Genomic DNA, 24,827 nt, shown 5'->3' on the forward strand with positions numbered 1-24,827 from the left:
TGGTAAGTTTTTTTCCAAAGTTTTTGTGATAGGATAGCAAATCATTCTAAGGAATAAGCAGATTAAAAATTAAAAACTGTTCGTTCTCGATCTGAGGGTTGTTAAAATCTTGAGTAGAATAATGTACAATGATTAAAGCAAACCTATAGTGTTCTCCTATCTTTACCTTTTTATCAAAGGATAATCATTGATCATTTTCAAACACCTTTTATGTATTAAGTGCTATCCCTTAAAATCAACTCGGTTTTGAGTTTCAATACTTTTTTACGATGATTTACATCATTGGGTTCATTAAATTGGTTAATCAATAATTCTGCAGCTTTTTCTCCCATTTCAAAACTGGGTTGTGCAATACATGTCATAGAAGGCACAAAAATTTCTCCTAGTCCAAGATCTCCAAATCCAATGACAGAGATTTGCTCTGGGATTTTATATCCCATTTTAAGTAATGTCTTCATGGTGAGTAAACCATAGTTATCTGTGCATGTAAAAACAGCATCGGGAATTGCGCTTATGTTATTAAAAAAATCCTGGATTTCAGTGTCTTCATTTTCCCTATCAAGGGATTCACAATGAAGTATTAATTCTTCATAGATAGGAATGTTATGCTTGGTCATAGCTTTTTTATAACCATCATAACGATCCTGAAAGACCTTTTTTTCTTTAATCCCTCCAATAAACGCAATTCGTTTCCTTCCTTTTTTAATTAGAAATTCGACCGCAGAAAATGAAGCTTTATCATCTTCTATTAATACATGGTCAGCACCCGAAACCTCTTCCCTGATATTGTCAAATAATACAACAGGAATACCTTTATTGATTATACTTTTAATATGTACAAATGTTTCTGTCTCATGAGTTGGTGACAAAATAATTCCATCAACAAGTCCTCTTTCAAATGAAATGAGATTTTCACGCTCAAACTCAAATGAATTTCTAGAAGAGCTAATCAGGATTTTATAATTATGTTTTCTAACATATCGATCAATACCTCTACACACTTCTATAAAAAAAGATTCATCATATCTGGGGATAATAACTCCAATAAGATTGGTCTTACCAGAACTAAGACTTTTTGCAATTTGATTTGGCATATAGCCCATCATTTTTGCAGTTTTAAAAACTTTTTCCCGGGTGCTAAGCTTTACTCGAGGGTTTTCATCCAAAGCTCTGGAAACTGTAGCTATAGAAATGTTTAATTTTCTAGCAATATCTTCAAGTTTAACCCTCTTTTTTTTCAAAGTCATCAAAAAATCGTTAAAAAATTATTATTAAAACATCATTTTCACTAGAAATATAATAATACAAACGTTTGCATTTTTTTAAACTAAAAGATTGCTTTACAATTCTGTGAATAGTTCAGTAATTTGTAATAGTCATAAAGGATTTTTGAACATCTAATAAAAAGTTTGTTAAAAAAATCTTACAAAAATGTCCTCCCCAAAAGACATCTCTATTCAAGAGACACAATGACTACGCTAAGTTAGGATAAATAATGTGTACTAAAAATACAAACATTATTTAAAATGCGGTAAGGAGATTAAATAAGTAGAAGATATCAATTTTTTAAAATTTTAAAACCGAATTGCATGGAGCTTTCTTGGTTCAAAAAAGGAACTATTTATCAAATATACCCACGTAGCTTCAACGATAGTAATGATGATGGTATTGGTGATTTGAGAGGGATTATAGACAAACTGGATTATTTACAGAGTCTACATGTAGATATATTATGGTTAAGTCCCATTTTTAGTTCACCAAATGATGATAATGGATATGATATTAGCGATTACTGCTCTATTATGCCAGAATTTGGAAGTATGGAAGATTTTGACGAATTGCTTCAGAAAACTCATGACAAAGGAATGAGGTTAATTCTGGATTTGGTTGCTAATCATTGTTCTGATGAACATAATTGGTTTAAAGAGGCGAAGAAATCAAAGGATAATCCATATAGAGATTATTTTCATTGGAAAAAACCTGAAGATGATGGTGGCCCACCAAATAATTGGAAATCTTTTTTTGGAGGAAGTGCTTGGGAATATGATACCAAATCAGAGGAATATTATTTACACCTTTTTACCAAGAAACAACCTGATTTGAATTGGGAAAACCCCAAAGTGAGGGAAGAAATTTATAATGCAATGAGGTTTTGGCTAGATAAAGGAGTTGATGGATTTAGAATGGATGTTATTCCCTTGATTTCTAAACGAGAAGGGTATCCTGATGCTCCAGATGTAGGGTTTAGAAAAATCATCGAAGATGTATATGCAAATGGACCTAGATTACATGAGTATCTTAAAGAAATGAATGAGAAAGTAGTTCGTCATTATGATGCATTTTCTTTGGCAGAAGGAGTCGGGATTAATCATGAAAATGCCGGTTTGTATATTGATTATGATCGTAGAGAACTTGATATGCTGTATCACTTTGATATTCTTGAATGTACTATTGTTAATGGTAAATTCGAAGAAACATCACCCTTCGATTTAGTAAACATGAAAAGTATTTTTAAGAAATGGAGAGATGCGGTTCATGAAAAAGGATGGCTCGCTAATGCAATGGGAAATCATGATTTTGCACGAATGACATCAAGATTTGGAGATGACAAGCAATATTGGGCAGAATCAGCAAAAATGTTGTTTATAATGCAATCTACACAAAATGGAACTTTGAATATTTATCAAGGTGATGAGATAGGGATGACAAACATTGTCCTAGAATCTGTAGATGAAGTTAGAGATGTACAATCTTTAAATTTTTATAATGAAAATTCAAAGACTAAGAAATTATCACAAGAGTCAGCATTAGAAATGATTAATAGAGAAGGACGGGATAATGCAAGAACTCCTGTACAATGGAATGATGAAATTAATGGTGGATTTTCTTTGGGAGAACCATGGCTAAAAACGAATCCGAATTATGTAAATATTAATGTTAGAAAACAAAACAATGATCCTGATTCGATCTTAAACTTTTATAGGAACTTATTACAAATAAGAAAAGAAAATGATGTGTTTGTATATGGTGATTTTAAAGAGTTAGGGTTTAATAACTCGAGTATATATGTATATAAAAAAGTGTTGAAAAAAGAACAGATCATAGTGATTTTAAATTTTGAAGGCACCGAAGGTTATTTCGAGATAAAAGAAAATTTAACAGAAGCCATTGTCTTAATAAATAATTATAACAAGTATAAAATAGAGGGTGATATCATTCATCTCGAACCCTATCAAGGACTGATTTTTAAAGTTTAATAAAGTAGTTCGTAAAATTTAAGAAACAAATGTAATTAGAGTAGAAAGCGAAATTAATTTTTGTTTGTTAGCAGAGAAGTTTATGTGATGAAACTTCTCGTAGATGTAACAGATGGGGCATCCATTTTTTTTGTAACTTATTGTGTTTAAAGTAGGAATATTATTTTATATAGTTGCAGAATTAGTCAGATATAGTAGAAAAGACTTGGATGTCCCATTGTTACTAAGGTTATAATTACTTTTTATTTATAAGACAAGGGTAAAATTTAAAACAAAGAAACAATTCAAATTTAAATCAAACGCTATATTATGAAAAGTAGGATACTTAAAAAACTCATTTTCCTTCTGGTATTTTTATCAGGGAGTATGATGTTTGCACAAATCACAGTTTCAGGTGTGATTTCAGACACTGGGGGACCGATTCCCGGAGTGAATGTTCTTGTACGAGGAACAACTAACGGGGCAGTTTCTGATTTTGATGGAAACTATACGTTGGATAACGTTGCAGAGGACGCTATATTAGTCTTTAGCTTTGTTGGGTTTAAATCCCAGGAAATTAATGTCAACGGACAGTCAACAATAAATATTACAATGGAGGAAGATGCTGCCGAATTAGAACAGGTAGTTGTTGTAGGGTATGGTACGGTAAGAAAGAAAGATTTAACAGGAGCAGTAGCCACAGTAAAACCTGAAGATTTTAATCAAGGGGTACAGACTTCTCCTGATCAATTAATTCAGGGTAGAGTTGCGGGTGTACAAGTTACTGCAGCGAGTGGTGAGCCAGGAGCTAGTAATAATATTCGTATTCGAGGTACATCTTCTATTAGAGGAGGTAATAACCCTTTGATTGTTGTTGACGGAGTTCCTTTAGATGGTGGTGATACTAGTGCAGGATCTGATGTAGGGGCTGGTAGATCGTCTGCCAGAAATCCTTTAAACTTTATCAATCCAAACGATATTGCAAGTATTGATGTGCTAAAAGATGCTTCTGCCACTGCGATTTATGGATCGAGAGGATCTAATGGGGTAGTTATTATCACTACCAAAAAAGGAAAATCAGGGAAACCTCAATTAGATTTTTCATCATCAGTTAGTATTTCCAGTATTGCTAATGAATATGATTTATTGGATGCTTCAGAATTTGCAAGTGCAGCCAATGCGATAGGGAATCCAGGACTGGATTTTGGACAAAATGTAGACGCTTTAGATGAGATACTAAGAACAGCAATAACTCAAAACTATAATGTGAGTTATGGTGGTGGATCTGATACGGGGCGTTATAGGTTTTCTTTATCATTGCAGGACCAGGAAGGGATTATAAAAAATACAGGTCAGGAAAAATATACAGGAACTCTTAACTTAACAGAAAAGTTTTTTAACGAGAAGTTACAGATAGATACCAAATTAATTACATCTTTCATAAAAGATGAGGCAACGGCATTATCAGATAACGTTGGTGCCGAAGGAGATTTGATTATTTCAGCTTTACGTTGGAACCCTACAAGATCTTTATTTAATGACGACGGAACTTTTCTTCAGTTTAATGACAATCCGCGTAATCCATTGGCTTTCCTGGAGTATTATACTGATTTGGCAGAAACCACTAATGTTTTAGGGAATCTTTCTGCAACATATAGTTTTACAGATGAATTAAAATATAAATTCAATTTTGGTGTTGGGCGCACAGAATCTACAAGAAGAGTAGGAGTTTCGAGACTAATGCAAGCTAATTTTGTAAATAATGGGATAGCAGATATTCAAAGTATTTTTACATCTAATCTATTATTCGAACATACCCTTAGCTACAATAAACAATTGAGTGATGCTGTATATTTAAGTGCAGTAGGAGGATATTCATATCAACAATTCGAAAGAAAAGGAGATAATATTAGGGTACAGAATTTTTCGATAGATGACCAAAATTTATACATTAATAATATTAATTTTGGATCAGATAGACCTGCACCTACACTTAATCCAGATAATACACTTACCGGGGGTAATACATCATTTTTTAACCCTACTACAGAGTTACAGTCTTATTTTGGAAGAGCTAATGTAACGTTGTATGATAAATATCTAATCACAGCAACTTTAAGAGCAGATGGTTCTAGTCGTTTTGGAGAAGATAATCAGTTTGGATATTTCCCTTCAGCGGCGTTGGCATGGAGATTATCTGAAGAAGATTTTGTGCCTGAGACCTTTAGCGATCTTAAATTAAGACTTGGATATGGTATCACTGGTAATCAGGAATTTCCTTCTGGTTCTTCTCAAACTCAATTTACACCTGATGGTTCTGGAGGTATTGTACAATCAACAGTTGGAAATCCTGAACTACAATGGGAAAGTACTAAGCAAATTAATGCAGGTATAGATTTTGGATTTTTTGACAATCGTTTGTCTGGATCTATAGATTACTATAATAGAAAGACAGAAGATCTTTTATTTAGAACTCGTGTAGCACAACAAGCACCAAACATATTTGTATGGAGAAATTTGGATGGGGTTGAAGTAGAAAACTCAGGAGTTGATATTGCTATAAATGGAGTTATCATTCAAAATGAAGACATGACTTGGGAAGTTGGTGTTAATGCTAGTTTCTTAAATAATGAGATCAATAATGTATCAAGTATTTTCCCAGCAGGTATTCTAACGGGAGATTTAAATGGTCAGGGATTAACTGGACAACGAGGACAGTTATTATTTGACGGACAACCTATAAATGCATTTTACTTACCAGTTTGGGAAGGTTTTGATGAAAATGGAGTTTCTCAATATGCAGATTTAGATGGAGATGGCGTAGATACTTCGAGTGGTATAACTGCTCCAGGACAAGGAGATAGAACATTTGTTGGAGATCCAAATCCTGATTTTACTGTTGGGATTTCGTCATCATTTAGATATAAAAAATTAGATGTGAGTGTGTTCCTTAATGGAGCGTATGGACATCAAATTTATGATAATACTTCGAATGCTATTTTTACAGCATCAGCTCTCAATTCTGGGGGTAATGTGACTCAAGAAGTGATTTCCTCTGGAGAAGCAATTCAAACACCAAAACCATCTACTCAATATTTAAAAAGTGGAGATTTTTTAAGACTTAATAATTTGACTGTTGGGTATACTATAGACGAAGGTAAAATAGGGAATTGGATTGAATCATTACGATTCTATGTAACTGGACAAAATTTATTTGTAATTACACCATATGATGGCTTTGATCCAGAGGTGAATACAAACAAACAAGTTGATGGAGTACCTTCTTTTGGGATAGATTATTCTGCTTATCCAAGAGCAAGAACATTTTCTGTAGGATTTAATGCTAGATTTTAAAAAAATTAAAATGAAAAAAATGAAAAAAATAATCATTGGTTTGATCGGAGCATTCCTTGTTTTTGGATGTACTGATCTGGATGAAGAGTTAAATGATAGTATTAACTCATCTGATTCGAGCGTTAGCGCATCAGATCTGTTAGTTGGAGCATACTCTTCTTTACGTGAACTTCAACACGAGCAGGATTTATTACCTGCTTACGTGCATTCTTCAGATGAATTAATACCACCTACTAGAGGTGGAGATTGGGATGATGCGGGATTATGGAGAGATCATCATTTACACGGTTGGACAAATACCCATGCCCATATTGATAAAACCTGGAGGGACCTCAATAGTAGAGCTTTTAATGCGCAACAAGTACTTTGTAATGGAGATGGCAGTGCAAGTGAAATTGCACAAGCTACTTTCCTACGAACATTTCTGGACTTTTTTACAATGGATCTGTTTGGTGTAGTACCAAGAAGAGCTTGCGAGGAAGATTTATTGTTACCACCTACAGAGCAATTACAAAGAATAGAAGCAGTGGATGTATTTATTGCAGAACTAGAGGCTGTTTTTAATGATTTACCTTCTTCTGGAACACCTGATATAGCTACTCAAAATGCTGCAAGGATGCTTTTGGCTAAATTATATTTAAATAGAGCAGTATATAAGGCTACCGGAGCAGATGGAGGTGCATTAGAAGGACCTTATTCTTTTGAAGCAGCAGATATGACCGCTGTAATAAATAATGTTAATGACTTATCCGGGTATACCCTAGAGGATGAATATTTTAGTAGTTTTATTTCTGCAAATAGTGAGACCTCATCAGAAATCATATTTGTATCACAAAATGAGCTTGGTGGAGCAACAGGTAGAATAAATAATAGATGGCATATGAGTATGCATTATAACCAACAACCAAGTGGGTGGAATGGTTTTGTAGCTACGGTAGAATTATATAACCTTTTTGAAGATAGTGATGTAAGAAAAAGTAGTGCAGTTCCAGGTATTTCTGATCAGTTTGGATATAATGCAGGGTTTTTGATTGGACAACAAAGCGGTCCGGTCGATGGAACCCTAGTATTTGAGGATCTAAAAGATAGACAACAAGGGCCTTTGATTTTTAGTGAAGATGTAAACTTGTTTAATTCTAATGAAACGAGAGGGATCAGAGTAGTGAAATATACACCTAACCCAACGTTTACAGTAGAAAATAATTCTTTACAATTTGCAAATGATAATGCTCCGGGTAATGATTATGTGTTTTTTAGGTATGCAGACGCTCGCTTAATGAAAGCCGAAGCAATTCTAAGAGGAGGAACGGATACAGGAGGAGAAACTGCATTAGATATTGTTAATGAATTAAGAATGATGAGAAATGCTACGGCATTGCCTGCGGTTACCGAATCAGATATCTTAGACGAAAGATCTCGAGAATTGTATTGGGAAGGCTGGAGAAGAAATGACCAAATTCGTTTTGGTACTTTTTTAGGAACCTGGCAAGAAAAAGGCAGTGCTTCTACAGCGAAGTCCTTGTTAATGCCTATTCCGGCAGAAGCTATTTCTACTAATCCTAATTTAACTCAAAATCCAGGATATTAATAAAAATTGTGAGTATTTGGATAATAAATGCAAAGTCCTTCTTCCTTTCGAAGGGCTTTGCTACTTTAGTAAAACATATTTAGAAACTCAATTTTTAGTGGTTTTAAAATGAGGTTAAGTAATTTTTAAAAGATACTTGATTTTTAACCATGAGTTTAATCATTGATCATTTACAAACCAGAATCATGATACGCAAAACTTTTTTGCATTTGTTTATAATAGGATTGTTAATTTCTTGTAATCAGAAAAGTGAACAACCTGTAAGCAATATAAATCAAATACAACCATCCACATTATTTACTAAACTAGAGTCAGAAAAAACAGGGATTGATTTTATAAATCAAGTTACCAATCAAAAAGATTTTAACATCTTTAAATATAGAAACTTCTATAACGGTGGAGGTGTTGCTATAGGAGATATCAATAATGATGGCCTTTCTGATATATACCTGACTTCTAATATGGGTAAAAACAAATTGTATCTCAATAAAGGTAATTTTGTCTTCGAAGATATTTCAGAATCTTCTGGAGTTAGTGGAAATAGATCCTGGTCAACAGGAGTGGTTTTGGTAGATATAAATGCAGATGGTTTATTGGATATTTATGTATGTAATGCAGGAAATGTAAAAGGCGATGATCAAAAGAATGAACTTTTTATTAATAATGGTCCTTCGACAAGCTCAGGAACCATAACTTTTACAGAAAAGGCTTCAGAATACAATCTTGCCGATAGTGGATTTACCACACATACCGCTTTTTTTGATTATGATTTAGATGGTGATTTGGATGCATATATACTTAATAACAGTTTTATTCCTGTAAATAGTTTGGGGTATTCTGATAAAAGAGAAGTACGGAGTGAGGATTGGAATCTTCCAGAGATGTTTAAAGGGGGTGGAGATAAACTGTTACGTAATGATGATGGAAAATTTATCGATGTAAGTGCAAGTGCAGGAATTTATGGAAGTTTAATAGGTTTTGGTTTAGGAGTTACCGTAGGAGACATTAATGAAGACCTATTTCCTGATATCTATGTCTCAAATGATTTCTACGAACGCGATTATTTATATATTAATAATGGGGACGGTACGTTTACAGAAGATATAAAAAATAAAATGCCTCATATAAGTTTGGCATCCATGGGCGCTGATATGGCTGACCTTAATAATGATGGTAAACCAGAGGTTTTTATTACAGATATGCTTCCAGAAGACGATGAGAGACTTAAAAACACCAGTGATTTTGAACGGTACGATGTATACAAACTAAAACAACGTAAAGATTTCTATCATCAATATATGCAAAATACGTTGCAACTTAATAACGGAGATGATACGTTTTCTGAAGTTGCATTTTACAGTGGAGTGGGTAATACAGATTGGTCATGGGGAGCATTATTATTTGATATGGATAATGATGGTTATCGAGATATTTATGTATGTAATGGAATCTATCACGATCTGACAAATCAAGATTTTATGGACTTTTTTGCAGCAGAGATTTATCAAAAAATGGCAATTTCTGGAAAGCAAACCTCTCAGGATTCTATTATCAATAATATGCCAAGTGTTCCTATTCTTAATTATGCATTCAGAAATAATAAGGATCTAACTTTTTCTAATGCCACCACAGACTTTGGATTTACTGAGCCTAGTTTTTCTAATGGAGCAGCATATGGTGACTTAGATAACGATGGTGATTTAGATTTGGTAGTAAATAATGTAAACATGCCATTATTTGTGTATCAAAATAATTCAGAAAATAATTATTTGAAAGTTGAGTTAAAAGGGGCGGATAAAAATACCTTTGGTATCGGGAGTATTGTAGAAGTATATAGAGATGATGAAATATTAAGACAAGAATTGGTTCCGTCAAGAGGATTTCAATCGTCAATAGATTATAAAATGACCTTTGGGTTGGGTAAAGCCGAAAAAGTAGATTCTATAAGAGTAGTTTGGCCAGATGGGAAAACTCAAAAACTTAATACAATCAATGCAAATCAAACTATTCAATTGGATATTGTTGATGCTTCTAAAGGCATCAAAAAAACAACGAATACAGAAAATGGTTATTTTTCTGAAATAAAAACCAATATGCTTAGGCATAAAGAAGACCCATATGTAGATTTTGATTATGAAGGTTTAATTCCAAAAATGTTATCTAAAGAGGGGCCAGCAATTGCAGTGGGAGATGTGAACGGAGATAAAAGAGATGATGTTTATGTTGGTGGAGCGGCAAATCAACCAGGGAATTTATATATTCAAACAAAAGATAATCAATTTTTTAAGTCTGCACAGAAAACAGTTCCATGGAAAGACAAAGAAGAAATCTCATATGAAGATACAGCGGCTTATTTTATAGACATTGACAATGATCAGGATTTAGATTTGGTTATTGGATCCGGAGGAAATTTTGCGCAAGCCAAAACTACTCAATTTAGTACAAGAATATACCTTAATGATGGTAAAGGAAATTTTTCTAAAGGACAAACGATTTTTAACGATACCAACACTTCAGTTATTGCTCCTCATGATTTTGATGGAGATGGGGATGTTGATATTTTTATTGGAAGTATTAGTGTACCCGGGATTTATGGAATAAACCCTAAAAATCAACTTTTAGAAAATGATGGTAAAGGAAACTTTAAGAATAGTATTGAATCAAAGGCTTTTAAGGCACAGGATATTGGTATGATTACCGATGCTACCTGGGAGGATGTTGATGGAGATAATAAAAAAGATTTGATTCTGGTTGGTGAATGGATGTCTCCAAAGATTTTTAAGAATAACGGTCGAAGATTAACTCCTCTGAATAGTAATCTTGATAGTGTTTCGGGATGGTTTAATACAGTTAAGGCTACAGACCTTGATAAAGATGGAGATATTGATCTGATATTAGGAAACCGTGGATTAAATGCAATGTATAAAGCAAATAATCAACAACCAGCCAAAGTGTATATCAATGATTTTGACAATAACGGCACCATAGAACAGGTGTTTACTCAAACAATTAATGGAAAAGATGTTCCGATACATCTAAAGAAAGAAATAACAGGTCAAATCAATGTGCTTAAAAAACAAAATCTGAAATTCTCAGAATATGCGACTAAATCTATTGATGAGTTGTTTTCTGCAGAAGTATTACAAAATGCAATAGTTAAAAACGTAAATAATTTTGCAAGTTTGGTAGCATATAATGATGGTAATGGCAATTTTGAAATCAAAGCCTTACCTCGAGAAGCACAATTATCATGTGTTAATGCTATAGAAACTGTGGATCTTAATAATGATGGCCATTTGGATTTAATTCTGGGAGGGAACAATTATAATTTTAAACCACAATTTTCTAGGTTAGACGCTAGTAGAGGTGTTGTTTTGTTTAGTGATGGTAAAGGGAAATATATTCATGAAGAATCTTCAGGATTTTTTGTAGAAGGAGAAGTAAAAGAAATACATTGGATAAAAAACAATGAAGAGAGAAAATATTTAATTTCAGGAATAAATAACCAGCCTCCAAAGATTTTTGAATTGAAAGAATAAGATTTTGATAATGGGTCTCACAGGTTTCAAAAACCTGTGAGGTCTAAACGCTAGTAACTTTTAGAAATAATAATGATCAAAAAAATAATCATAACAATTTTTGGAATACTGTTTTTTTGTTGCTGTAATAAGCGAGAATCACAATATGGAGAGTTATTTGATAAAGTAGATGTAGAAACTACAAAAGTGACTTTTCAAAATAATATAAAGTCAACAGAAGATTTAAATATTTTGGATTACTTGTATTTTTATAATGGAGCTGGTGTTGCAGTTGGAGACATTAATAATGATGGCTTGGTTGATGTTTTTTTTACTTCAAATCAGGATAAGAATAGATTATATCTTAATAAAGGTAATTTTGAATTTGAAGATATTACTGAGAGAGCTGGTGTTGCTGGTCATGCCGACTGGAATACAGGTACTGTAATGGCCGATGTAAATGGGGATGGTTATTTGGATATCTATGTTTGTGCTGTAGCAGGAATTCAGGGTTTAGATGGAGTTAATGAGTTATTTATTAATAATGGTGATGCTACGTTTACAGAGCAGGCATCGCAATACGGTTTGGATTTTGATAATTACTCTTCTACAGTTGCATTCTTTGACTACGATAATGATGGAGATTTGGACATGTATCTTCTTAATCATGCTATTCATACACAGCATTCTTTTGGCAAAGCTTCTATACGTAATAAAAGAAGCTACGAAAGCGGAGATAAATTACTTCGTAATGATGGTGCAATCTTTACCGATGTAAGTGAAGAAGCTGGAATTTTTGGAGGAGCTAACGGTTACGGATTAGGTGTCGCGACAGCAGATTTTAATAACGATGGATTCATTGATATTTATATAAGTAATGATTTTCATGAGGATGATTATTATTATATCAATAATAGAAATGGGACATTTAGTGAACGATTAAAAGAAAATTTTGGACATACGAGTCGTTTTTCAATGGGGAGTGATGCGACTGATATTAATCATGATGGTTTTGTTGATATTTTGACACTAGATATGACTCCCGAAGATGAAAAAGTACTAAAAGCATCTATAGGAGATGAGACGCTGGATATGCTGAATATGAGGATTCATAAATTAGGATATCATTACCAGTATACTCGTAATATGCTACAAATTAATAAGGCCGGAAAATTCTTTTCCGAAACAGCTTTACTTAGTGGTGTTGCTCAAAGTGATTGGAGTTGGTCGGCATTGTTTGCAGATTATGATCAAGATGGAGAACAAGATGTTTTTATAGCCAACGGGATACCAAAACGTCCAAATAATCTGGACTACATAAAATATATCTCTAATGAAAAAATTAAAGATAAGCTAACCAAAACCAAGTTGGTAGATAATGAAGCGTTAAGTATCATGCCATCGGGAGCAGTGCAAAATTATGTGTTTCAAGGGTCTAGCGAGGTTAGATTCAAAGATCGATCAAAATCCTGGTTACCAAAGGATTCAATTATATCTACAGGAAGTGCATATGCAGATTTTGATAATGATGGAGATATTGATATTGTAACTAATAATATGAATACTCCTGTTACTTTTTATAGAAATAAAACAAACGGGAGATCGAATTATTTAAAGTTAAAATTTAAATATAAAAAACCAAATGTATTTGGAATCGGAACCAAAGTAATATCATACCATAATGGTATAGCACAATATAAACAGTTGTTTACTGCAAAAGGATTTCAATCTTCTTCAGAAGCAATGATTCATTTTGGATATGGAAAAACAAAAATAATAGATTCTCTTAAGATTATTTGGCCTGATAATACTATTCAAGTTGCTGAGCATATAGAAGCAAATCAAACATTAACCATTAAAGTTTTGAATAAACGAAATAGGGTTAATTATGATAAAATATTTCCTGGAAAAAAAGAGTGGTTTAATAAAATAGATAGCCTACCAGGGTTACATTATGTTCATAAAGAGAATACATATATAGATTTTAATAGACAAAAACTGATTCCGTATAAGATTTCTGATCGAGGACCAGCAACTGTTGTGGGGGATATCAACGGAGATGGAAAAGACGATATTTTCTTTGGAAGTTCAAAAAATGAAACTTCTCAAATAGTATTTCAGACCGCAACAGGTTTTGAAAATCAACAAATTGACGTTTTAGAAGATGATAAACGAAAAGAAGATGTAACTGCAATACTTGAAGATCTTAATGGAGATGGTAAAAAAGATCTTTTGGTAGCTTCGTCAGGAGGAGAATATTATGGAGCATCAAAAGAATTGGTAGATCGATTATATCTGAATTCAGATGTAGGTTTATTTAAGGCTGATTTTCCTGAAATTTTTGAACATGAATCTGTCATTAAACCCTATGATATAGATGCTGATGGGGATCTGGATCTTTTTATAGGAGCATACGCAGTATCTAATGATTTTGGGAATATTCCGAACTCTTATATGTTGATAAATGATAATGGTAGTTTTAGAAAAAAAGAGAATATAGCTTTACAAAAAGTAGGGATGGTTACTGATGCTATTTGGAATGATTTTGACGGGGATGGACTTCATGATTTAATCGTAGTTGGAGAATGGATGTCACCACATTTTTTCAAGAATAATAACGGAACTCTATTAGATGTAACTTCTTCTATTTTAAAGGATAAGATGAATGGCCTATGGCAATCTATAATAGCATTTGATATGGATAATGATGGTGATCAAGATTATATACTGGGAAATTTTGGACTCAATTCTAAATTTAAAGCATCAATAGATTTTCCTTTACGATTATATTATTCTGATTTTGATGATAACAAAAAGACAGAAACTATTGTTGCTATTCCAAAAAATGGGAATTATTATACTGCACTTGGACTAGATGAATTATCGAGTCAGTTAAATTTTCTAAGAAAAAAATTTACCTCCTATTCGGCCTTTGCAGGAAAAACAGTCGAAGAAATTTTCGGTACTAAATTATTGGATCAAGCAACTTTACTTGAAGCACATCAATTGGCATCAGGATATTTAAAAAATGATAACGGAAAATTTACTTTCGTTCCTTTTAAAGATGCTCTACAAGTTTCACCTATTACAAGGATGCTAAAGTATGATTTTAATAGTGACGGTGAAGAAGAAGTTCTAATGGCGGGTAATTATTTTGGAGTAATACCATATCATGGTAGATTTGATAGTTTTGCTGGAGCGATACTTCAAAAAAATGGAGATGTAATTGAAGGAAGTGAATTGAATATTAACCTCACTCAAAAATCAGTACGAGGGCTAAATATCATTAATTTTGCTTCTCGTACTTATTTACTAATTACCATTAATAATGCAGAATCAGAGATTTATGAGTTTTCTAAATAAAAAACGGAATTCGCTAACACTTACAAAAATGTTCAAAGAGCAAAAAAGATTTTTATATCTTTTGCTATTCCTGGTAGCATTAAGTTCTTGTCAAAAAGAAGCTGTTCAAATAGAAATTACACAAGATACTTACCATACTACGGTAGATAAAATTACCGAGGTGATGGTTCATGATATATTTTCTCCCCCCGTAGCGAGCAGAATATATAATTATCCTAATATAGCAGCGTACGAGGTTATCCGTCAGGAAAATAAGAAGTATAGAACTTTATCGAGTAAATTACATGGACTGACTGCAATTCCTGAGGCAGATACAACGCTAAATATTAATTATAAAATTGCTGCACTGGTGGCATATCTGGATGTAGGTAAGGAACTTGTTTTTTCAGAAGATAAAATAGAAATTTATAGGGATAGCCTGTACAATTCATGGGAAGGAATTAATGAAACAAATTTTAAGACTTCTAAGGCATACGGGCTGCAAGTAGCACAGCATATAAAAGATTGGTTGTCAAAAGATAACTATGCACAAACGCGAACGATGCCAAAATTTACGGTTAATACAGAAGATCCTGCTCGATGGCAACCTACACCACCCGATTATATGGATGGGATCGAACCACATTGGAGGGAGATCAGGGCTTCTATTATTGATTCTGCATCACAGTTTACACCCACAAAACATCCTGATTTTTCTTTAGAAAAAGATTCTCCCTTTTATAAAGAAGTATTGGAGACTTATGAAGTTGGAAAAGAAATAAAAGCAGAAGGAGAAACTTCAGAAAAAATACAAATAGCCCAATTTTGGGACTGCAATCCATATGTGTCAACACATAAAGGGCATCTTATGTTTGCTACAAAAAAGATTACTCCGGGAGCACATTGGATTGGAATTTGTAAAATTGCCTGTAGGAAAACAGATGCAGATTTTGCAAAAACGGTATATGCGTATACAAAAACATCTATAGCCATCTCTGATGCATTTATAAGCTGCTGGGATGAGAAGTATAGAAGTAATTTGATACGTCCAGAAACGCTAATAAATCAACATATTGATGAGCATTGGGAACCGGTTTTACAAACACCACCTTTTCCAGAATATACCAGTGGGCATTCTGTAGTTTCTGGTGCTGCCTCGACAGTGTTAACCGAGATTTTTGGAGATAATTTTGCTTTCAACGATGATACCGAAGTACAGTATGGACTTCCTATTCGATCCTTTAACTCTTTTAACTTAGCTGCAGATGAAGCCGCAATTAGTAGATTGTATGGCGGGATTCACTATCGCGCTGCTATAGATTTAGGCTTGGAACAAGGACGAAGATTGGGAGAATTCGTAGTCAAAAAACTTCAGATGATAGATGGGGACAATGTTAAAACAGATAGCAACAAATAGAGTTATAAGTGATGAAAAAAGTAGTAATTGTTATAGTGACCTTGCTTTTTGGATTGACCATATGGTACTTATATATTAAAAAATATGACTACGAGATTAGCTTCAAAGCAAATGCAGCTCCTGGAAGTATATATGATCAAGTTAAAAACCTTAGATCAATTGCAAAAACTAATGATATAAGAGAAATTTATCCTTATGAATCGTTACAACAGAAAATAGTTATTGATAAGGTGCCGGTTATATTAGAATGGAATTTTAAAAGTATGGCAGATACCATTACCAAAGTTGAAGTGGGTATTGTCTCCCAAGATCATTCTCTTGAAAACCGACTGAAGGTGCTTATTGGATCTTCGAAGGTTATAGATTCTGTAAAAAGTAATCTTATTGATCTTAGAAAAAAAATAATGAACTATACAGATAGTTTTATGGTAGTTGTTGATGGAGAATCAGAATCCCCTGAGATGGAGTATATTTCAGTTTCTTCTAAAACCAAACGATATAGAAAAGCTAATGAGATGATGAGGTCTAATGCATTTCTGTATCCTAAATTGACCAAAAATGATATTCAAAAAGATGGTTTTCCTTTTGTAAATATTAAAAACTGGGATACTGAAGCAGATTCTATTTATCTTGATTTTGGATTTCCAATAAAGTACCGGGATTCATTACCGGTTGGTTCAGGAATCAACGTCGGAAAAATAAAGTCTAAAAAGGCTTTAAAAGCTACATATCACGGAAATTATAGAAATAGTGATGAAGCATGGTTTGTATTATTAACCTATGCAAAGAAAAATAATATTTTGGTAGAAAAGACACCGTTAGAAATCTTTTACAATAACCCGATGCAAGGAGGAGATGAACTAGAATGGAAAGCAGAAATATTTCTGCCAATCAAAGATGAATTAGCGGAGAATGAATAGTGTTTAAAAAATAAAATTTATACAATAGCATAGAATAGCATATAAAATTATTATTTTTATCAAAAGAATAATTTTTTATTGAAGAAATATTGTTAAAATATATAAGTAATTACCTCTTTTTTAAGAATTTCCTTTAAGATTTTGCTTAAAAAACAAGTTGTATTGCATTTAAACATTAGGATATGACCAAAAAACACATCATCGCATTTGATCAGGGGACCACAAGTACTAGGGCTATTATTTTTAACAATCTAGGAGAAATATGTGGTGTTGCCCAAAAAGAATTAACACAACATTATCCTAAATCAGGATGGGTTGAACATGATCCGCTTGAAATTTTTATGCATCAGCAAGAAGTTCTTGAAGAAGTATTGAAGACATCTGGATTATGTATTGAAGAAGTTGCCGCTATAGGAATCACTAATCAAAGAGAAACGACAGTTGTTTGGGATAAAACTACAGGAAAACCTATTTATAATGCGATAGTTTGGTTGGATAAAAGAACTACCAAGATTTGTGAACACCTCAAATCAAAAGGATTAGATGAATATGTATCTAAGCATACGGGGTTGGTGATTGATTCTTATTTTTCTGGAACAAAATTAAAATGGATATTGGATCATGTCGAAGGTGCCAGAGAAAAAGCAATAAATGGAGATCTTTTATTCGGAACAATAGATACTTGGTTAATCTGGAAATTTACTAATGGAGCTAAGCATGTTACAGATCATTCTAATGCATCGAGAACGATGCTTTATAATATCATTGATTTAGACTGGGATGACACATTATTAAAGGCAATGGATATTCCTAAATCGGTACTGCCTCAAGTACAATATTCTTCTTCAGATTTTGGGAATATTAATTACGAAGGGCATGATATTCCTATTTATGGAGTAGCAGGAGATCAACAAGCCTCATTATTTGGACAAGGAGGATATACCTCTGGAATTGCTAAAAATACGTACGGGACAGGGTGTTTTATGTTACTTAATACAGGTAAAAAACCATATAAATCCAAAAATGGTTTACTAACTACATTATGTTGTAGCTTACCAGAAGATAATATTAAATATGCGCTAGAAGGGAGTATTTTTGTGGGAGGAGCATCTGTACAGTGGTTACGAGATAAACTTCAAATTATTGATAACGCATCAGAAACAGAAGCTATTTGTAAATCTACTCCTACTTCTGATGAATTATATGTTGTACCGGCATTCGCAGGATTAGGAGCTCCATATTGGGATATGGAAGCCAAAGGAGCGATTTATGGACTTACATTGGATTCTGGTAAAAATGAAATAATCAAAGCCACAATAGAGGCATTGGCTTACCAAACGCGAGATGTACTGGAAGCTATGGTAGAAGATAGCGGCAAACAGATGAAAGAACTTAAGGTAGATGGCGGTGCATCAGCAAATAATTATTTAATGCAATTTCAGTCAGATATTCTTAATGTAGCAGTAGATCGTCCAAAAATGTTAGAAGTTACTGCTATGGGTGCGGCATTTTTAGCAGGAATTAAGGCTGGAATATGGACAAAAAAAGATATTTCAAAAATTAGGACCATAGACACAATATTTACTCCAGAAATTACGGCACATGAGCGCAGTCGTAAGTATACTGGATGGCAACAAGCAGTGGCTCGTACCAAGACAGTGAATAAAAATATGTTAGCTGTGAAAGAGGACGGACCTATTCGTTTTTCTGTCTTAGATAGAGAGATGCAATTGCGGAGTGCAAAAAACGAAAAATATGACCTTGTTGTCATAGGAGGTGGAGTAACCGGAGCTGGAATAGCATTGGATGCGGCATCCAGAGGGTTAAAAGTGTGTTTGGTAGAAAAAAATGACTTTGCTTCAGGAACCAGTAATAAATCAACAAAGCTTATCCATGGTGGCCTTAGATATCTTAAACAGATGGAAATAGGCTTAGTGAAAGAATCGGGTAGTGAACGTGCAACAGTGCATAAACTTGCTCCCCATCTAGTGGTCCCCGAAAAAATGCTATTGCCTCTTATCGAAGGAGGTACGTATGGAAAATTTATGGCATCTGTAGGGTTAAAAGTTTATGATTTTCTTGCCAATGTAGAAGGGGATGACAAAAGAAAAATGTTAAGTGCGCAGGAAACATTAGAAAAGGAACCATTACTTAGTAAAGATGGACTTACAGGAGGAGGATACTATGCAGAATATAGAACAGATGATGCAAGGCTTACTGTAGAATTACTTAAAAAGGCGGCTTCTTTTGGAGCAAATAGTATAAACTATTGTGAAATGACTTCTTTTAATTATGATGAAGAAGGCAAGATTAAAAGTCTAAAATGTATTGATCACAATACGAAGAAAAGTTTCACGATACGCTCTAGAAATTTTGTTTCTGCGGCGGGTCCATGGGTAGATCTTTTACGAGAAAAAGATCATTCTATGAATAATAAGCACCTGCATCTTACCAAAGGAGTTCATCTTGTTTTCTCTAGAGAGCGTTTTCCGCTTACCCAGTCTATTTATTTTGATGTTCCCGATGGAAGGATGGTTTTTGCAATTCCGAGAGGAAGAGCTACCTATGTGGGGACTACAGATACAAACTATAGTGCAAACCTTAATCGTGTCGTAGCAACCACTATGGATGCTCAGTATCTTTTGGATGCTATTAATAATATGTTTCCTACGGTACACTTAAGTCAGGAAGATATAGAATCAAATTGGGCAGGACTTAGACCATTGATTCATGAGGATGGAAAAGATCCATCAGAACTATCCAGGAAAGATGAGATTTTTGTGTCAAAAACGGGGTTGATCTCTATTGCAGGAGGAAAACTTACTGGATATAGAAAGATGGCACAACGGGTTATTGATACAGTGCTTAAGACAATGAGTACTAAAAGAAGAGACAAATTTTCTAAGTCTCATACAGAACAAATTCCTCTTACAAGCACACCACTTGAAGATACTGCAGCCGTAAATGTATATCTGGATCATATTACATTACGACTTAAAGAATTAAAAAATGATGACCCCTATTATGGATGGTATTTGGCTACTACTTATGGCAAACAAGCAGATATTATTATAGATAAGGTAAATTACTTTTTAAACGATTCTGTTGAAGAAAAATTAATTAGAGCAGAGTTATGGTATAGTGTGCATCATGAAATGACCAATGGTTTGGCAGATTTTTTTGTAAGAAGAACAGGGAGACTCTATTTTGATATTCAGAGCGTACATCAATACAGATCCTTAATTCAGGAAGATCTGATACGATATTTAAGATGGGATGAAATTCGTCTTAAAGCAGAAAACAAATATTTAGATCTTTTATTACAAGATGCAGCTACTTATTATGAAAAAGAATTTGAATAGAAAAGAAAAAACTATTTTAGAGTTAAAATTGCCCTACTATTCCTATTTGCCCTGCTCCTAGTTTAAGGTTCCAACGTATCTTATTTTCTTTATTGTTGTAAGCATAGCGTTCTGTCCTTTTTAAGTATTTATCGATACCATCAACGATAACGATACTTAAAGCTGTACTCAAAACAACATCTGTAAGCCAATGCGCCCCTTCCCATAAACGAGATATTGGTGATAACATTCCAATGGCATAAATACCTCCTTTTATATATGGGTTTTTAAACTGTTTTCCTATAGCATAAGCGGTCGTAACTGAAAGAATAGCATGCCCTGAAGGAAAAGAATGAAACCCGGCATCACCTCCAGAATAAAACCGAAAACTTAGATTTCCTTCTCCTGTAAGTGGTCGTGCTCGCCCTATTAAGGTCTTACTTACCGTCTGGAGCAAGCCTCCAGCTGTTGCAGAAGCAATTAGTAATACTCCAGTTTTTCTTATTTTTTCATTTTTTGTAATTAACCCTAATGCATATACGCTACTTGTTAAACCATAATTTAATAAAGGTTTCCCAAAACGAAAACTTACTTCCCTTATCCCGCTTGGGATATCTTCTCCTTGTTTTGTAAAATACTCATTGGCAGGTTCATCAAGGGCTAGTAAAGTTGCTGTTCCTGCTACTATTCCGCCAAAGGTGGCCCAATCTTTTCCTTTCCATCTAAAGGGTTGAGTATAGGTGTGTTTTACTCCTTTATAAATTGAAGCTCCATCATATTTGATCATCTGCCAGGTCGTCATTTCTCCTTCAGAATCTTGAGAATGAATTGAGGTTGTAATGAAAACTAACAGAGTATAAGTAAGTAGGGTCTTGAAATAATTCATAGTAAAAATTTACGAAGCAAAAATAGTAACTTCTTAATAATAACGAATATATCTATTCATATAAAAAAACAAAACCCAAATATAAATTTGAGCCTCTGATGAAATCATAAATATAATGATTTAACCTTTATGCACTTAACAGACGAAGAAATTATACCTTCTTTAGATACATTTTTTGAAACTGAGAAGGGGATATACCACTTTTTTGTTTAAATAATTTTGAGAAATGAGAATAATCATCATATCCAAGATCCCAGGCAATTTCTGCAAGATTATTTTCAGAATATAAGATTTGTCTTTTGGCTTCTAAAATGACTCTTTCCAGAATAAGGTCTGTAGTTGTTTTTCCAATAGTCTCTTTACAGATTCGATTTAAATGTTTAACACTAATATTCATGATTTCGGCATAGGCGAGAGCAGATTTTAATGTTTTATACTTCTCTTCTATCAATTGTTCGAACTTATATAACTTCATGGTAAAGTTTTTAGAATTTACCAGGTCTTCAAGGCTATCCTTTAATACAAGTCGAGATAATTCTATATAGATTAGATCAATGAGGTTGACTAATTTTTGCTTTTTTAATAGTGCAGAAGAACGTGTTTCATTTAGAATAGAGATAAAAAGTGGTTCGATAGAGGACATAGTCTCCTTGTTGAGGTAAATCGATGGAGAATTTTGGTTTGAAAAGAAGAAAGGAAATATATTAAGGTTTTTATTTTGACAAATAGCTTCATAAAATTCTTTAGAATGAAAAAAGATATACCCTTTTCCTGGTTTTGTAAATTTCCAAGAATGGGTTTGCCCTGGTCTTAAAAGGAAAATAGATCCTGGTTTGATTGAATAAGATTCAAAATCGATCTCATGAATTCCTTCCCCTTCTATAAATAGAACTGAAAGGTAAAAATTATGCTTGTGAGGATGAGATATTATATCCCGATTATTACGTAGATGGGATTCAAAATCATTAGCATAAAAACTCTCAATATCACCGGTATCGTGAAATTGAGTAATATCTAAAATAGGAAGTTTCATGATATATTAGAATCAATGTCTTAATTGTACAAATAAAGGTGTTAATAATAAAACAGGCAAATGTCTATCAATGTATATCTTGCAATAAAGAAAAGTTAGTTTATAAGAACTTAGAGAATATCTTATGAAGAAAATATTCAAAGTATAGATGTAGGGATGTTTTTGTGATAAATCGATGTATTTCTTTGTGATGATGTTGGATTTATGCAATACTATGAAGTACAGTTAACAATTAAGGCAAAATTTTGGCAATACTAAAAGCCAAATGTAAATATGATTTTTTTAGGAAATATAAAGGAATATCTTCAGCTAGAAACGATTAATAGTCAAAACAATGATGTATTAAAAAAAACTATCGAAAGTAGCTTAACTATTTTATGGTTTGAATCTGATTTGAATGAATTAATAATAGATGGAAAGAGCCATATATTTTTTAAAAATCAAATTGTGTTTTTAACCGAGTTTCATCGCGTTATTATAAAAGATATAAAACAGATTAGATTTCTTCGATTTAATAGACCTTTCTATTGTATTCTTGATCATGACACAGAAGTGGGATGTAAAGGTATTTTGTTTTTTGGAGCATCACAATTACCTGTTATTCAGATTCCCGAAGAAGAAGTAGATAAGTTCGAAACCTTATGGAAAATGTTTACTATAGAAATGCAATCTGATGATAGTTTGCAAATAGAGATGTTGCAAATGATGTTAAAACGCTATCTTATTCTATGTGCCAGAATTTATAAGTCTCAGGAAAACTATCCTAGCAAAAAAGAAGATTCTGATATGGTAAGAGAATTTAACTTTTTGGTAGAACAGCATTTTAAAACAAAACATAGTGTTTCAGAATATGCGGGTTTATTGCATAAATCTCCAAAAACATTGTCTAATATTTTTTCTAAGATAGGATCAAAAACACCTTTACAATACATACAAGATCGAAAAATGTTAGAAGCAAGAAGGCTTTTACATTATACGAATAAGCAAATAAAAGAAATAGCCTATGAAATCGGTTATGATGATATTCAAACCTTTAGTCGTTTTTTCAAAAAACAAGAAGGTATTTCCCCTTCAGAGTTTAAAGAAAAAATAAGTGAGGAAAAATTGCCAACACTTCGGGAATAGTTACCTAACAACTGCTCTGTTTTCTGAGCCATCTTTGCATTGTCAAATTGAGTATTAACCTTAAAAAAAAGAGACAATGAAAAATGTAATAGTAACCATAGTTTTATTAATATCAGGATTAACAAGTGTATATGCACAGCTTCCTGATCCGGGATTTACTGTAGATGAGAATACAGCCATAGTAATTACAGATCCACAAAATGATTTTTTAAGCCCTGATGGCGTAACTTGGGGAGTTGTGGGAGAAAGTGTAACCGCTAATAATACGGTAGATAATATCGAAGCATTATTTAAGGTAGCAAAAGAAAAAAACATACCAGTTTTTGTTTCTCCACACTACTATTACCCTCATGATCATACATGGAAGATAGAAGGAGCTTTAGAAGCTTTGATGCATAAAATCAATATGTTTGATAGAAAAGATGCTTTGTCGCTAGACGGTTTTGAAGGATCAGGAGCAGATTGGCTGGATACCTATAAAAAATACATCAAAGGAGATAATGTTATTGTGACAAGCCCTCATAAAGTGTATGGGCCAGAATCTAACGATTTGGCGTTACAATTGCGTAAACACGGCTATGGTAAAGTAATATTGGCAGGAATGTCTGCTAATTTATGTACAGAATCTCATATGAGGGATCTTGTAGAATCAGGTTTTGATGTAGCGGTAGTAAAAGACGCAACTGCAGGAGCAATTTTACCAGGTATGAATGCTTATGAAGCTGCTGTGGTAAATTTTCAAATGATTGCGAGTCATGTGTATACTACCAAAGAAATAGTAAAAGAAATAAAGAGTACGAAAAAATAAACGACATTAATAATATCAGAAGTAGTGATTTTGATTAATTCGTGATTAATACCAGTTATAGTTTGGGTATACTGTAAAAGAAAAAAAACATTTTATTGCAGTAAACTCAAATTGTAAATGGTATGAGCAAACCCTTGACAGATTTTTCTGTACAAGGGTTTACTTTTTGAGAAATGTTGTATTTATATTGTAAGGAAACATAATAGTGTTACGTCTTATTGGTGTTACGCAATACAATCGAAACGGGTTTTTCTTATCG

General features: G+C 33.2%; 13 protein-coding genes. 10 read left to right on the forward strand and 3 right to left on the reverse strand.

The window, feature by feature from the left end; all coding sequences use genetic code 11:
- Positions 1-215 precede the first annotated feature (215 nt).
- Positions 216-1,247, reverse strand: coding sequence for a LacI family DNA-binding transcriptional regulator (locus tag PQF96_RS23775; protein ID WP_109434161.1), 1,032 nt, complete (start codon positions 1,245-1,247; stop codon positions 216-218).
- Positions 1,248-1,589: 342 nt separating this feature from the next.
- Here PQF96_RS23775 and PQF96_RS23780 point away from each other — a divergent pair, with 342 nt between their 5' ends.
- From PQF96_RS23780 to glpK, 8 genes are all read left to right on the forward strand, one after another.
- Entirely contained in the window at positions 1,590-3,257 is a 1,668-nt protein-coding gene (locus tag PQF96_RS23780) for a glycoside hydrolase family 13 protein (RefSeq protein ID WP_143916993.1), read from the forward strand.
- A gap of 309 nt (positions 3,258-3,566) precedes the next feature.
- A complete protein-coding gene (locus tag PQF96_RS23785; RefSeq protein WP_271768953.1) occupies positions 3,567-6,590 on the forward strand; it encodes a SusC/RagA family TonB-linked outer membrane protein in 3,024 nt (1,007 codons plus the stop codon).
- A 19-nt stretch (positions 6,591-6,609) separates the two neighbouring features.
- A complete protein-coding gene (locus tag PQF96_RS23790; RefSeq protein WP_160114018.1) occupies positions 6,610-8,178 on the forward strand; it encodes a RagB/SusD family nutrient uptake outer membrane protein in 1,569 nt (522 codons plus the stop codon).
- Positions 8,179-8,363: 185 nt separating this feature from the next.
- On the forward strand, positions 8,364-11,717 hold the full coding sequence (locus PQF96_RS23795) for a VCBS repeat-containing protein (RefSeq protein WP_271768960.1): 3,354 nt from the start codon (positions 8,364-8,366) through the stop codon (positions 11,715-11,717).
- Between the two features lie 72 nt (positions 11,718-11,789).
- Positions 11,790-15,059: a VCBS repeat-containing protein gene (locus tag PQF96_RS23800; protein WP_271768963.1), complete on the forward strand. Its 3,270-nt coding sequence runs from the start codon at positions 11,790-11,792 to the stop codon at positions 15,057-15,059.
- Positions 15,060-15,087: 28 nt separating this feature from the next.
- Entirely contained in the window at positions 15,088-16,455 is a 1,368-nt protein-coding gene (locus tag PQF96_RS23805; RefSeq protein ID WP_271768965.1) for a vanadium-dependent haloperoxidase, read from the forward strand.
- A gap of 11 nt (positions 16,456-16,466) precedes the next feature.
- The gene (locus tag PQF96_RS23810) at positions 16,467-17,375 is read left to right on the forward strand and encodes a GyrI-like domain-containing protein (protein WP_271768967.1); all 909 of its coding nucleotides are present in this window, start codon (positions 16,467-16,469) and stop codon (positions 17,373-17,375) included.
- Positions 17,376-17,557: 182 nt separating this feature from the next.
- Positions 17,558-20,737 carry a glycerol kinase GlpK gene (gene glpK, locus PQF96_RS23815; RefSeq protein ID WP_271768969.1) on the forward strand — a complete coding sequence of 1,060 codons (3,180 nt, stop codon included), beginning with the start codon at positions 17,558-17,560 and terminating at the stop codon, positions 20,735-20,737.
- Positions 20,738-20,759: 22 nt separating this feature from the next.
- Here the strand turns inward: glpK and PQF96_RS23820 are convergent, their stop codons facing one another.
- Complete coding sequence (locus PQF96_RS23820; RefSeq protein WP_109434154.1) at positions 20,760-21,602, reverse strand: phosphatase PAP2 family protein; 843 nt, start codon at positions 21,600-21,602, stop codon at positions 20,760-20,762.
- A gap of 151 nt (positions 21,603-21,753) precedes the next feature.
- On the reverse strand, positions 21,754-22,635 hold the full coding sequence (locus tag PQF96_RS23825) for an AraC family transcriptional regulator (protein ID WP_109434153.1): 882 nt from the start codon (positions 22,633-22,635) through the stop codon (positions 21,754-21,756).
- A 273-nt stretch (positions 22,636-22,908) separates the two neighbouring features.
- Between PQF96_RS23825 and PQF96_RS23830 the strand changes: the two genes are divergently transcribed.
- Both PQF96_RS23830 and PQF96_RS23835 read left to right on the forward strand, forming a co-directional pair.
- Complete coding sequence (locus tag PQF96_RS23830; protein WP_271768973.1) at positions 22,909-23,760, forward strand: helix-turn-helix transcriptional regulator; 852 nt, start codon at positions 22,909-22,911, stop codon at positions 23,758-23,760.
- 76 nt (positions 23,761-23,836) lie between these two features.
- Complete coding sequence (locus PQF96_RS23835; RefSeq protein ID WP_109434151.1) at positions 23,837-24,568, forward strand: cysteine hydrolase; 732 nt, start codon at positions 23,837-23,839, stop codon at positions 24,566-24,568.
- Positions 24,569-24,827 lie beyond the last annotated feature (259 nt).

Origin of the sequence: Aquimarina algiphila, assembly GCF_947494415.1 — a bacterium.
Taxonomy (GTDB): Bacteria; Bacteroidota; Bacteroidia; order Flavobacteriales; family Flavobacteriaceae; genus Aquimarina; species Aquimarina algiphila.

What these genes read in the sequence shown, in the direction of transcription:
- PQF96_RS23775 (WP_109434161.1), bottom strand. Translation starts at nt 1,247, where the DNA reads ATGACTTTGAAAAAAAAGAGGGTTAAACTTGAAGATATTGCTAGAAAA.
- PQF96_RS23780 (WP_143916993.1), top strand. Translation starts at nt 1,590, where the DNA reads ATGGAGCTTTCTTGGTTCAAAAAAGGAACTATTTATCAAATATACCCA.
- PQF96_RS23785 (WP_271768953.1), top strand. Translation starts at nt 3,567, where the DNA reads ATGAAAAGTAGGATACTTAAAAAACTCATTTTCCTTCTGGTATTTTTA.
- PQF96_RS23790 (WP_160114018.1), top strand. Translation starts at nt 6,610, where the DNA reads ATGAAAAAAATAATCATTGGTTTGATCGGAGCATTCCTTGTTTTTGGA.
- PQF96_RS23795 (WP_271768960.1), top strand. Translation starts at nt 8,364, where the DNA reads ATGATACGCAAAACTTTTTTGCATTTGTTTATAATAGGATTGTTAATT.
- PQF96_RS23800 (WP_271768963.1), top strand. Translation starts at nt 11,790, where the DNA reads ATGATCAAAAAAATAATCATAACAATTTTTGGAATACTGTTTTTTTGT.
- PQF96_RS23805 (WP_271768965.1), top strand. Translation starts at nt 15,088, where the DNA reads ATGTTCAAAGAGCAAAAAAGATTTTTATATCTTTTGCTATTCCTGGTA.
- PQF96_RS23810 (WP_271768967.1), top strand. Translation starts at nt 16,467, where the DNA reads ATGAAAAAAGTAGTAATTGTTATAGTGACCTTGCTTTTTGGATTGACC.
- glpK (WP_271768969.1), top strand. Translation starts at nt 17,558, where the DNA reads ATGACCAAAAAACACATCATCGCATTTGATCAGGGGACCACAAGTACT.
- PQF96_RS23820 (WP_109434154.1), bottom strand. Translation starts at nt 21,602, where the DNA reads ATGAATTATTTCAAGACCCTACTTACTTATACTCTGTTAGTTTTCATT.
- PQF96_RS23825 (WP_109434153.1), bottom strand. Translation starts at nt 22,635, where the DNA reads ATGAAACTTCCTATTTTAGATATTACTCAATTTCACGATACCGGTGAT.
- PQF96_RS23830 (WP_271768973.1), top strand. Translation starts at nt 22,909, where the DNA reads ATGATTTTTTTAGGAAATATAAAGGAATATCTTCAGCTAGAAACGATT.
- PQF96_RS23835 (WP_109434151.1), top strand. Translation starts at nt 23,837, where the DNA reads ATGAAAAATGTAATAGTAACCATAGTTTTATTAATATCAGGATTAACA.